An 11,173-nucleotide genomic window follows, 5' to 3' on the forward strand; every position below is an offset into this window, starting at 1 on the left:
CAGCATCGGCGGAACAATGTCCCGGCCGAGAGCTGCTATCATGGCGCCATTTCGTTAGCCACCATCCCGCTGGATCTCCCGCTATGCTCGCCGACACCCTTGCCGCCCTGACCCCCGCCGATCACGCCGCCGGCCACCGTATGGCGTTGCATCTGGATAACCTCACCAAGCCACCTGGCAGCCTGGGGCGCCTGGAAACGCTGGCCGTGACGCTGGCGGCGATCTCCGGCGAGGCCTCTCCCCGGGTCTCGCCCCCAGGGATGCTGGTCTTCGCTGCCGACCATGGGGTAGCCGCCGAGGGTGTCTCGGCCTTTCCCCAGGAGGTCACCGCACAGATGGTGGCCAACTTCGTGGCCGGCGGGGCGGCGATCAACGTCTTCGCCCGCCAGCTCGGGGCACGCCTCGAGGTGATCGACGTGGGGGTGGCTGCCACGCTGCCCGGCCAGGGCGTCGTGGATGAGAAGGTGCGCCATGGCACCGCCAACATGGTCGAGACGGATGCCATGCATCGCGATCAGGCGGTGTCGGCCATCGAGGCGGGCATCCGCGCCGCCGAGCGGGCCGTCGATGCCGGCTGCCGCTGCCTGATCATCGGCGAGATGGGCATCGCCAATACCACGGCGAGCAGCGCCCTGCTCGCCACGCTCAGCGAGGCGCCGGTGGCCGGCCTGATCGGCAGCGGTACCGGCCTTCCGGCCGAACGCCTTGCCCACAAGCAGGCGGTCATCGAACGCGCCCTTGCCGCCCGTGCGCCGGATCGTGACGACCCCTTGGACGTGCTCGCCAAGCTTGGGGGACTCGAGATCGCCGCCATGACCGGCGCCTACCTGGGCGGAGCGGCTCGCCGGGTGCCGCTGCTGGTGGACGGCTTCATCGCCACGGTGGCCGCGCTGGTGGCCTGTCGACTGGGAGCCGACACCCGCGACTATCTGATCTTCGGACACCGCTCCCGCGAGCCGGGCCACACTCATGCCCTGGCAGCCCTCGATGCCCAGCCGCTGCTCGACCTCGAGCTGTGCCTGGGGGAGGGCACCGGCGCGGCCCTGGCCTACCCGCTACTGGAAGCGGCCTGTCGTGTGCCGGCCGAGATGGCCACCTTCGACGCTATCGGCATCGACACCGCGCCGTGACGTCGGAACAACGTCTCGCCTTCGGCCCGGGAATCACCCTCGACGTCACCGCCGACTGGGTGCACCTGGCCGCCTCGCGCCCGCTCTGGACCCTGAGTAGCGCCCTGGTGGGCGGCGGCTTCGGCTGGCGGCGGCACTTCTGCAATTTCCACGTGGACAAGGGGTACGCCGGGGGCGCGCCGGCGGCGGATCTCGCCGACTGGCTGGCGGCGCGACGGCTGCCGGCGGGCGAGAGCCTGGCCATGATGACCGCGGTGCGCCTTGAACACCTGCACGTGGAGGCGGGGCAGGGGGTGCTGGCGGCGGTGACCGCCGGGGCCGGCAATGCCGTGGATATCGCCGCCCCTCTGGCCGGGGATCCTCGGCCGGTAGGCACCATCAATACCCTGCTCCTGATCGATGGCCACCTCACCGACGGCGGCCTGGTCAACGCCTGCCTGTCGGCCAGCGAGGCCAAGGTGCGCGCCCTGCACTCCCTCGGGGTGCTGGACCCCCATAGCGGCACGCCGGCCAGCGGCACTTCCACCGATTGCCTGGCCGTTGCCGCGACGCAAGTGGGCGAGGTGACCCCCTATGCCGGTTCGGGAACACGGCTCGGTCGCGAGCTGGGCCGGGCGGTTTATCGGGCCACCCGCGCCTCGCTGCTGGCCTCCCGGGAGTGGCGGCGGCGCCAGGCGATGGAGGAGGGCACCCATGGCTGAGCCGCTGTCGCCTGCGCTGCTGGCCCTGGTGCTGGCCGCCGTGGTCCTGGACCTGGCCATCGGCGATCCGCGCCGGCTGCCCCATCCGGTGGTGGGCATGGGGGCGGTGATCGCCCTATTGGAGCGCGCCTGGAACCATGGCTCGCCCCGGGCGCGCCGAATCCGCGGCGCGCTGATGACCGCCCTGGTGGTGGCGGGCAGCGCCCTGCTGGCCTGGGTCGCCATCGCCCTGCTGGCGAACCTGCACCCCTGGCTGGGCTGGCTGGCGGAGGGGTGGCTGCTGGCCAGCTGCCTGGCCATTCGCGGCCTGCGCGACGCCGCCCTCTCGGTGGCCGCACCGCTGGCCCGGGGCGACCTGCCCGCGGCGCGTCGGGCGCTCTCCCTGATCGTCGGCCGCGACACCGAGGGGCTGGACGAGGGGGAGGTGACCCGCGGGGCGGTGGAGACCGTGGCCGAGAACACGGTGGACGGCATCACCGCGCCGCTCCTCTTCGCTATGCTGGGGGGCGCCCCGCTGGCGGTGGCCTACAAGGCGGTCAACACCCTGGACTCCATGGTGGGCTACCGCAGCGAGCGCTACCGCGACTTCGGCCGGGCCTCGGCGCGCCTGGATGACGCCGCCAACTGGCTGCCGGCCAGGCTCACCGCCCTGACCCTGTGGCTGGGTGCCTGTTGCCTGGCGGTTGGTCGGCAGGCCCTCCATACCCGCAGTGCCCTGGCCGCCACTCGCCGCGAGGCGCCCCGGCACCCGAGCCCCAACAGCGGCTGGCCCGAGGCCATGGTGGCCAACCTGCTGGAGGTCCAGCTCGGCGGCACCAACCGCTACCGCGGCGAGATCTCCGAGCGCGCCCGCCTGGGTACGCCTCGGGAGCCGCTGGGCCAGGCCCATATCGGTGCGGCGATTCGCCTGATGCACGGTGGCTGGCTGGTCTTCCTCATCCTGCTGGCGGCGACGGTGCTGCTTGGAGAGACAATATCGTGAGGGCACGAGACTCGAGATCCACCTCCCCTGGCTGGCCCCTGCACGGCGGCCAGCCCGGCCCCCTGTTGGCGCGCTTCGGCCTGGCCGAGGAGGCCCCGGTGCTGGATGTGAGCGCCAACCTCAATCCACTTGGGCCGCCGGCCTGGCTTCCCGGGTGGTTGACGGCCCGGCTCGCCGAGCCCGAGACGCTCGCGCGCTACCCCGACCCCGGCTACGCCGAGGCACACGCGGCCATCGCCGCCCACGAGGGGCTGGCCACGGAGCAGGTGCTGCTGACCAACGGCGGCGCCGAGGCGATCTTCCTGGCCGCCGCCCTGCAGGCCCGCGAACGGCCCGGGGTGCCGGCGGCCATCATCGAGCCCACCTTCGCCGAGTACGCCCGGGCCTGCGCGGCCCACGGGCTGCCGGTGCAGAGGCTCCCTCTGGCACCCCCGGACTTTCGCCTCGATGTCGAGGCCATTGCCGCGGGGCTGGGTGATACACGGCTGCTGTGGCTCTGCCGCCCCAACAACCCCACCGCCACCCTGGTACCCAAGGCCGACGTGGAGCGCCTGCTCGCCCTGACCGCGGCGCGAGGCTGTCGGCTGGTGGTGGACGAGGCCTTCGTGGACTTCATCGGGGACCCCCGGGAGTCGCTGACGCCGCTGCTCGCCGACCATCCGCACCTCGTGCTGCTGCGCTCGATGACCAAGCACTTCACCCTGCCGGGGCTGCGGCTGGGCTATCTGCTGGGTGCACCCGAGGCGGTGGCGGCGGCCCGCTCCTGCCAGCCCGCCTGGAGCGTCAATGCCCTGGCCGCGGCCCTGGTGGGGCCCCTGCTGGCCGACCGTGACTTCGCCCGGCGCACCCAGGGCTGGCTCGCCGCCGAGCGGCCCAGTCTGCAGGCGGGGCTCGAGGCCCTGGGCCTTGAGGTGGTGCCGAGCCGGGCCAACTTCTTCCTGGTGCGCCACCCCGGATCGGGTGAACAAGGGTGCGAGGCGACCCGGGCGCTGTTGCCGGCATTGTTGCGCCGCGGCGTGCTGGCGCGTCACACCGAATCCTTTGCGGGCCTCGACGGCGGCTGGTTGCGCCTGGCGCTGCGCGATGCCGAGGATAACGAGCGCCTGCTGGCGGCCCTGGTCGGCGCGTTGGCGGATAGTGGCGAGGAGGGCGCGTCATGATCGCCTTTGTCAGCGGCGGGGCGCGTTCCGGCAAGAGCCGCCACGCCGAGGGCCTGGCCCGCCAGTGGCAGGCCGCCGGCGGCGGAGAACTCGTCTATCTCGCCACGGCGCGGGCCGCGGACGCCGAGATGGCCGCGCGCATCGCCCGCCACCGCCAGGAGCGCGGGGCCGGCTGGCACACCCTGGAGGTGCCGCTGGCGCTGGACTCCGCCCTGGCCGAAGTGGGCGTGGGCAACACCGTCCTGCTGGATTGCCTGACCCTCTGGGCCAGCCAGTGGCTCTACGCCGGTGGCGGCCGCGAGGCGGAGGGGGAGGCGCTGTTGGCCCGGGTGATCGAGGTGGCCCGAGCACGCGATATCGCCCTGGTGGTGGTCTCCAACGACCTCAATGAAGATATTCCCCCAACCGACGCGGAGACCTGGCGCTACCTGGCCTTCCTCCAGCGGCTGCACCGCCAGCTGGCCCGAGAAGCGGATCGGGTGATCGAGGTGGTGGCGGGCATGGCTCTCGAATGGAAAGCCATCGACAGGCAGCCCTCCGGGGAGCGAGACGTGGAGACGCGTCGATGAACAACGCCCTCTACGGACTGGTGCTGGCGCTGCAGTTCCTGACCCGAATTCCGCTGCCCATCGTCTGCCCCTGGAATGCCGCCACCTGCCGATGGGCGCTGCGCTGCTATCCCTTGGTGGGCCTGCTGATTGGCGCGCTTCTGGCAGGGCTGGCCATGCTGGGGCAGGGGCTGCCCAGCCCGTTGCTGGCGCTGGCGCTGCTCAGCCTCTGGGTGGCGCTCTCCGGGGGACTGCACCTGGACGGGGTCATGGATATCGCCGACGCCCTGGGCAGCAATGCCCCCCTGGAGCGGCGCTGGGCAATCATGAAGGACAGCCAGGTGGGCAGTTTCGCGATCCTGGCCCTGGTCTTCCTGTTGGCTTGGAAGGGGGCGCTGATCTTGGCCCTGCTCGAGGCGGGAGCGAGCCCCTGGCTGTGGCTGATGCTGCCGGCGCTTTCGCGCTTCGGGGCGCTGCTGCTGCTGCGTCTGGCCCCCCTGGCACGGCGCGAGGGGCTTGCCTGGACCTGGCGCCAGCACCTGGCGCGGCGGGATCTGGGGCTGGCGCTGCTGCCGTTGCTGCCCTTCTTCGGCTTCGTGCCTGGCGGCGCCTGGCTGCTCGGCGCCCTCTGCGTCTTTCTGTTTCTGTATGGCCTGGCCATGGTGCGGGCCTTTACCGGCATCAACGGCGATATCGTGGGTGCCGCTATCGAGGGAGGAGAACTATGGGTGCTGCTCAGCGCCTGGAGCTGGTGGTGGTTCGCCACGGCGTGACCGCCTGGAATCTCGAGCGACGCTATCAGGGCCAGCGCGATATCCCGTTGCTGCTGCCCGATGCGCTGGCGGATATGGATCGGCTTCGCGACCACCTGTCGGACGAGGCCTTCGACGCTGTGCACTGCAGCGACTTGATCCGCTGCCGCCAGACCCTGATGCATGTGTTGCCGGCGTGGGAGGCGGCGGCGCTCTTCGATTCGCGGCTGCGCGAGCTTGATTTTGGCGATTACGAGGGGCGCACCTGGGAAGCGCTCAAGGAGGACGCCCGCTATCGGGCCTGGATCGACAGCGCCGGTGAGCAGGCGCCTCCCGGTGGCGAGTCCGCTGAGGCGCTCTGGACGCGCCTGGAGGCCTGGCTTGGGGAGGTGCTCCTTCAGGCCGCCGAGCGGGGGCACCGCCGGGTACTGGCGGTGAGCCACGGCGGGGGGATTCGTGAGCTTCGGCGGCGCCTGGAAGGCAGCGACTTCTGGGAAGGTGTGGTGGGTCAGGCCCAGGGCCGCCGTTTCGAGTTCGACAACCAGGAGGGGGAGTGGCGATGCAGAGCGTCATCGGTGGTGCCTATTCGGGTCGACGCCGGCTAGCGGCGGAGCGCTTCCCCCGTGCCGGTTGGCACCGGTTGGTGAAGGGGGAGGGCGCCGAGGAGTGCCTGGTCGGACACGCGGGGCGGGATGTGCTGGTGGTCGACGGCCTCGCCTCCTGGCTCTCGGCCGCCCTTGCCGAGATCCCGGACGACGATGCCCTGAGGGAGACCTGGTTGAGGCTGCTTGATGGCCTCGTCGCGGCGCCCTGCGAAGCGGTGCTGATCCTCGACGAGATGGGGCGTGGCATCGTACCCATGGACCCGGCGGCGCGGCGCCTGCGGGACCATAACGGCTGGCTGGCCCAGGCCGCGGTCGAGCGTAGCCGGACGGCCTGGTATATGCGTCATGGCCTCTGCAAGCAGCTGAAATAAAAGATTTTTGAGTGTGCCTTCTAACCTCCGGCGTTGACCGCGCTGCCGCGCCTTGCTAGCTTACGCGCACTCTCAGGTGCCCCAGGCGTATCACAGCGCCGGGGTGAAACGGGAAGTCGGTGCGCGGTGCTCTTGCCGAGAGTCCGCCATTCCGACGCTGCCCCCGCAACGGTGATCGAGATAGAAGCGGCCAAACAGCCACTGTGCCAAGGCACGGGAAGGCGGTCGTCTTGAAGGCCAGTGAGAGGCCTTCGCTCGTCAGCCCGGAGACCGGCCGGAGAGCGCATGCCGAACCGCGGAGGGCGGTCTCGGGCAGGGCAGTTGCCACTCGCCTGGCCGCACTCTCGCCTGATGTCCCCCCTCGCCTCGGCCCAGAATAGACCCGCATCGTACGGGTTGGTACGACAAGCAAGGGACATCCATGACTATCGCTTACCCCTCACGTGGCCTGGCCGCCTTCGCCCTGGCCACCCTGCCGCTGGCCGTCATCTCCCATACCGCCCAGGCCCAGAACGCATCGGACGACGGCGATGACACCCCTCAGAGGCTCACCCCCCTGGTGGTCACCGCTGCGCTAGCGCCGCGCACTTCCGACGAGAGCCTCTCCTCGGTAACGCTGCTGGAAGAGGCCACCCTGCGCCGCCAGGACCCCACCAGCATCACTGATTTGCTGCGCGGTCAGCCCGGGGTGGACGTCACCTCCAATGGCAGCTTCGGCAAGAGCAGTAGCGTCTATATTCGCGGCACTTCGAATAACCAGAGCCTGCTGATGATCGATGGCATTCGCCTGCGCTCCGCGACTCTTGGCGGCCCGGCGTGGCAGTTCCTCGATCCGCGCATGTTCCAGCGGGCCGAGATCGTCCGCGGCCCGCGTGGCAGCCTGTATGGCGCCGATGCCATGGGTGGGGTGGTGCAGCTGTTTACGCCGGAAGGCGGCGGTGAGCCCGCACCGCGTATCTCCTTCGGCGGCGGCTCCTTCGATACCCAGCGCTATAGCGCCAGCCTTTCCGGTGCCGAAGGCGGCACGCGGTACCATTTCGCCGCCAGCCGCTTCGATACCGACGGCGAGCCGGTACGCCGTGGCGGAGATGATATGGGCTACGACAACACCTCGGCGCTGGCGCGCATGTCGCATACGCTGGATAGCGGCGCGGAACTGGGGGTATTGGCGCTTAGGGCGCGTGGTACCACCGAGTATGACGAGAGTGGCTCGCTGGCCACGACGGACTATGTGCAGCAGGTGGCGGGTATCTATGGTGAGCTGCCGATTACCGGAAGCTGGCGCAGCCGCTTGACGCTTAGCGAAGCGCGTGATGAAAGTGTCAACCATGCCTATGACTCCATCCTCGATACGCAGACGCGCACGGCCCGCTGGGAAAACACGCTTAGCGCTGGGGCACATGAACTTATCATTGGCGCGGAGTACATGAACGATAGCGTGGCCGGTAGTACCACCGGGAGCACACCCTGGGATGGTCCTTATGATATAGAGGATCGCGATAACAAGGCCGTTTTCAGCCAGGCGTTGCTCGATTTCTCTCCTGTCGCCGTCCAGGCCAGTCTGCGTTTCGACGACAACGAGTCTTACGGTGAAGAGGTCACAGGCAGCTTGGCGCTGGGTTATGACCTGGATACTCACCATACGCTGCGGGCCAGTTACGGTACGGCCTTCAAGGCTCCCACTTTCAACGATCTCTATTGGCCGGGATTTGGTAATCCCGATCTGGAAGCGGAGACTTCCGAAACGGTGGAGCTTGGGGTACGGGGTCAATATGCGCGCTGGTTCTGGGATGCAGCGCTCTATCAGACCGATATCGATAACCTGATTTCCTGGCAACAAATGGGAGAGCCGACGATAAACGTGCCTACCACGCGCATCCGCGGCATGGAGCTAAGTGCCGGTGCTGAAATCGATGATTGGACCCTCTCAACGGCGCTGACTTATACCGACCCTGAAGATCGCTCAACAGGTAATCGGCTGCCGCGCCGTGCCAGCCAGAGCTTGCGTTTCGATGTCGACCGCGAACTGGGCGAGTGGTCACTGGGCGGCTCCTGGGTTGCCCAGAACCATCGCTACGACGATGCCGCCAACCAGAACCGCCTGGGTGGCTTTGGCCTGCTTAATCTACGTGCGGGTTGGGAATTCGCGCCGATGTGGTCGGCTCGCCTGACCGTCGAGAACGCCCTGGACAAGGAGTACACTACAGCCAAGTTCTTCGACGGCGATGACTACATCAACGCCGGTCGTAGCGCCTTCCTTAGCGTGCACTTCGGGCAGTGATGACGATACGGATTTCTCGATTACTCCTGACCGGCCTGGTGCTGCTGCTGAGTGTGGCAGCTCCGGCCAGCGCCGAGGTGTGCGCCGTCGACGATACCGACCGAGAGGTATGCCTGGCGGCCCCGGCGCAGCGTATCGCCGCCCTGTCGCCAGGGGCCACCGAACTGGTCTACGCCGCCGGCGCCGGCGAGAAGGTCGTCGCCGTGGTGGCCTACAGCGACTATCCGCCCGAGGCCCGCGAGGTCGCCTCGGTCGGGAGCCATACCCGCCTCGACCTGGAGCGGCTCGTCACCCTGCGGCCGGACCTGGTGATCGGCTGGGTCACCGGCAACCCACCCGAGCAGCTGGAGCGCCTCGAGGCCTTGGGGCTGCCGGTCTTCTATATCGAGCCGCGCTCCTTCGAAGGCGTGTCCGGCGCCATCGAGCGCCTGGCGATACTCGCCGATACCGAAGCGGAAGGTGATCGGGTGGCCGGTGAGTTTCGCGACGGCATGGCGGCACTCGCCGCCCGCTACGCCGAGGCCGCGCCGGTGCGGGTCTTCTATCAGGTGTGGGACGAGCCCTTGATGACGATCAATGACGACCACCTGATCGGCCAGGTGCTGCGCCTGTGCGGTGGCGTCAACGTCTTCGGGGCGCTTCCGCGGCTGGTGCCGCGTCCCGGCGAGGAGGCGGTGCTGGCCGCCGATCCCGAGGCGATCCTGGCCGGCGGCATGGGCGAGGAGAACCGCGATTGGTTGGACCACTGGACACGCTATCCGCAGCTCACCGCGGTGGCGCGGGATAACCTCTTCTTCGTGCCGCCGTCGCTGATCCAGCGGCCCACGCCGCGGCTACTGGAGGGTAGCCGACTGTTCTGCGAGAAGCTGGAGCGGGCCCGCGAGCGGCGGGGAGCACTGGGCTCGTGACGGCGTTGATCCGCCCCCTCGGCGCCCTGGCCCTGTCCGCGCTGGCGGCCCTGGTGCTGTCGGTGGCGCTGGGCAGTGTGACCCTGCCGCCGGACGAGATCCTGGCGGCCCTGGGAGGGCAGGGCGAGGCGCTCTCCCGCACCCTGATCCTTGAGCTGCGCCTGCCGCGCTCGCTTGCCGCCTTCGCGGTGGGCGGGCTGCTCGCTGTGGCCGGCGCCCTGATGCAGGTGCTGCTGCGCAACCCCTTGGCCGACCCCTATGTGCTGGGGCTCTCCGGAGGTGCCTCGGTGGGGGCCCTGATGGCCATGCTGGCGGGGCTAGGCAGTGTGTTGGTCTCGGGCTCGGCCTTCGTCGGGGCGCTGGTCTCGACCCTGCTGGTGTTCGGCCTGGCCCACGGGCGCGGCGGTTGGACCCCGGCGCGACTGTTGCTCACCGGGGTGGTGGTGGCCGCCGGCTGGGGAGCGGTGATCACCCTGATGCTGGCAGTGAGCCCCGCCGACCGCCTGCCCGGCATGCTCTACTGGCTGATGGGCGATCTGTCCTACGCCGGCACCCCCTGGCCGCCGCTGGTGCTGCTAGCGATAGTCTGTCTGCTGGCGGTGCCGCTGGGGCGTAACCTCAACGTGCTGGCCCGGGGGGCCATGCAGGCCGCTGCCCTGGGGGTCTCGGTGCGGCGCCTGGAGTGGGGTCTCTACCTGGCCGCCAGCGCCCTCACCGCCATGGCGGTGACCACCGCCGGCAGCATCGGCTTCGTGGGGCTGGTGGTGCCGCACATGCTGCGCCTGCTGCTGGGCAACGACCAGCGCCTGATCCTGCCCGCCTGTGCCCTGGCCGGCGGCACCCTGCTGCTGCTGGCGGATACCCTGGCGCGGATCATGATCGCCCCGGAGCAGTTGCCGGTGGGGGTGATCACCGCACTGCTCGGGGTGCCCACCTTCCTCTATCTGCTCTATCGGAGTCAGTGATGCGTCGACTCGAGGCCCGGGAGCTGGTGATCGATGTGCCGGGACGCCCCGCCGGGCGGGCCCTTGGCGTCTGCGTGGAGCCAGGCCAGATGTGGGGCGTGTTGGGCCCCAATGGCGCCGGCAAGACCACCCTGTTGCATACCCTGGCCGGGCTACGCGCGCCGCGCCGTGGCGAGGTGCGCCTCGACGGCCGCCCGCTCGCCGCGCTCAAGCGGCGTCAGGTGGCGCGCCAACTGGGGCTGATATTCCAGGAGCGCCACGACGGCTTCCCCGCCACTGTGCGCGAAACCGCGCTGATCGGCCGCCACCCGTATCTGTCGCCCTGGCAGATGGAGGGCGCCGAGGAGCTGCGCCTGGCCGAGGCCGCGCTGGAGCGCCTCGATGTCGCGCATCTCGCCGAGCGCCTGGTCAGCACCCTCTCCGGGGGCGAGCGCCAGCGCCTGGCCATCGCCACCGTGCTGACCCAGGCACCGGCCATCTGGCTGGCCGACGAGCCCACCAACCATCTCGACCTGCATCACCAGGCGGGGGTGATGGCCCTGCTGGCCGAGCAGGCCGCCGAGGGCTGCGCCGTACTGATGTGCCTGCATGACCTCAACCTGGCCGCGCGCTGGTGCGACCACCTACTGCTGCTCTACCCGGATGGCGAGGCGTGCTGGGGCCCGGCGGAAGCGATGCTGGTGCCCGAGGTCCTGGAGCGTTTATACGGCCAGCGCCTGGCCACCGCCTGGGTCGACGGTGCCCCGGTTTTTGTACCTGTGAGGTAATCA

The 11,173-nt window shown here is 69.7% G+C and carries 12 protein-coding genes and 1 riboswitch; all 12 genes read left to right on the plus strand.

The features are described from left to right. Positions 1-83: 83 nt before the first annotated feature. The 12 genes from cobT (at position 84) to GRB96_RS14205 (ending at position 11,170) form a co-directional block, all read left to right on the plus strand. Complete coding sequence (cobT, locus tag GRB96_RS14150; RefSeq protein ID WP_161432722.1) at positions 84-1,130, plus strand: nicotinate-nucleotide--dimethylbenzimidazole phosphoribosyltransferase; 1,047 nt, start codon at positions 84-86, stop codon at positions 1,128-1,130. Then, positions 1,127-1,831 carry an adenosylcobinamide amidohydrolase gene (locus tag GRB96_RS14155; RefSeq protein WP_161432723.1) on the plus strand — a complete coding sequence of 235 codons (705 nt, stop codon included), beginning with the start codon at positions 1,127-1,129 and terminating at the stop codon, positions 1,829-1,831. The genes cobT and GRB96_RS14155 overlap by 4 nt, the downstream gene beginning before the upstream one ends. Further along, complete coding sequence (gene cbiB, locus GRB96_RS14160; protein ID WP_161432724.1) at positions 1,824-2,813, plus strand: adenosylcobinamide-phosphate synthase CbiB; 990 nt, start codon at positions 1,824-1,826, stop codon at positions 2,811-2,813. Before GRB96_RS14155 ends, cbiB begins: the two co-directional genes overlap by 8 nt. Next, on the plus strand, positions 2,810-3,973 hold the full coding sequence (cobD, locus tag GRB96_RS14165; RefSeq protein WP_161432725.1) for a threonine-phosphate decarboxylase CobD: 1,164 nt from the start codon (positions 2,810-2,812) through the stop codon (positions 3,971-3,973). Before cbiB ends, cobD begins: the two co-directional genes overlap by 4 nt. Continuing rightward, the gene (locus GRB96_RS14170) at positions 3,970-4,542 is read left to right on the plus strand and encodes a bifunctional adenosylcobinamide kinase/adenosylcobinamide-phosphate guanylyltransferase (RefSeq protein ID WP_161432726.1); all 573 of its coding nucleotides are present in this window, start codon (positions 3,970-3,972) and stop codon (positions 4,540-4,542) included. The genes cobD and GRB96_RS14170 overlap by 4 nt, the downstream gene beginning before the upstream one ends. Then, positions 4,539-5,294, plus strand: a complete 756-nt coding sequence (cobS, locus tag GRB96_RS14175; RefSeq protein ID WP_161432727.1) for an adenosylcobinamide-GDP ribazoletransferase — start codon at positions 4,539-4,541, stop codon at positions 5,292-5,294. The genes GRB96_RS14170 and cobS overlap by 4 nt, the downstream gene beginning before the upstream one ends. Next, positions 5,246-5,878: a histidine phosphatase family protein gene (locus tag GRB96_RS14180; protein WP_161432728.1), complete on the plus strand. Its 633-nt coding sequence runs from the start codon at positions 5,246-5,248 to the stop codon at positions 5,876-5,878. Before cobS ends, GRB96_RS14180 begins: the two co-directional genes overlap by 49 nt. Continuing rightward, positions 5,833-6,249: a bifunctional adenosylcobinamide kinase/adenosylcobinamide-phosphate guanylyltransferase gene (locus GRB96_RS14185; RefSeq protein ID WP_161432729.1), complete on the plus strand. Its 417-nt coding sequence runs from the start codon at positions 5,833-5,835 to the stop codon at positions 6,247-6,249. The genes GRB96_RS14180 and GRB96_RS14185 overlap by 46 nt, the downstream gene beginning before the upstream one ends. A 57-nt stretch (positions 6,250-6,306) precedes the next feature. Next, a riboswitch (cobalamin riboswitch) is annotated at positions 6,307-6,542 on the plus strand. Between the two features lie 128 nt (positions 6,543-6,670). Beyond that, positions 6,671-8,530, plus strand: a complete 1,860-nt coding sequence (locus tag GRB96_RS14190) for a TonB-dependent receptor domain-containing protein (RefSeq protein ID WP_161432730.1) — start codon at positions 6,671-6,673, stop codon at positions 8,528-8,530. Continuing rightward, positions 8,530-9,438 (plus strand): cobalamin-binding protein, encoded by a 909-nt coding sequence (locus GRB96_RS14195; RefSeq protein ID WP_161432731.1) that lies wholly within the window; start codon positions 8,530-8,532, stop codon positions 9,436-9,438. Before GRB96_RS14190 ends, GRB96_RS14195 begins: the two co-directional genes overlap by 1 nt. Then, positions 9,435-10,403 (plus strand): iron chelate uptake ABC transporter family permease subunit, encoded by a 969-nt coding sequence (locus GRB96_RS14200; RefSeq protein WP_161432732.1) that lies wholly within the window; start codon positions 9,435-9,437, stop codon positions 10,401-10,403. The genes GRB96_RS14195 and GRB96_RS14200 overlap by 4 nt, the downstream gene beginning before the upstream one ends. After that, complete coding sequence (locus GRB96_RS14205) at positions 10,403-11,170, plus strand: ABC transporter ATP-binding protein (protein ID WP_161432733.1); 768 nt, start codon at positions 10,403-10,405, stop codon at positions 11,168-11,170. The genes GRB96_RS14200 and GRB96_RS14205 overlap by 1 nt, the downstream gene beginning before the upstream one ends. Positions 11,171-11,173 lie beyond the last annotated feature (3 nt).

Origin of the sequence: Halomonas alimentaria, from assembly GCF_009902005.1 — a bacterium.
Classification (GTDB): Bacteria; Pseudomonadota; Gammaproteobacteria; order Pseudomonadales; family Halomonadaceae; genus Halomonas; species Halomonas alimentaria.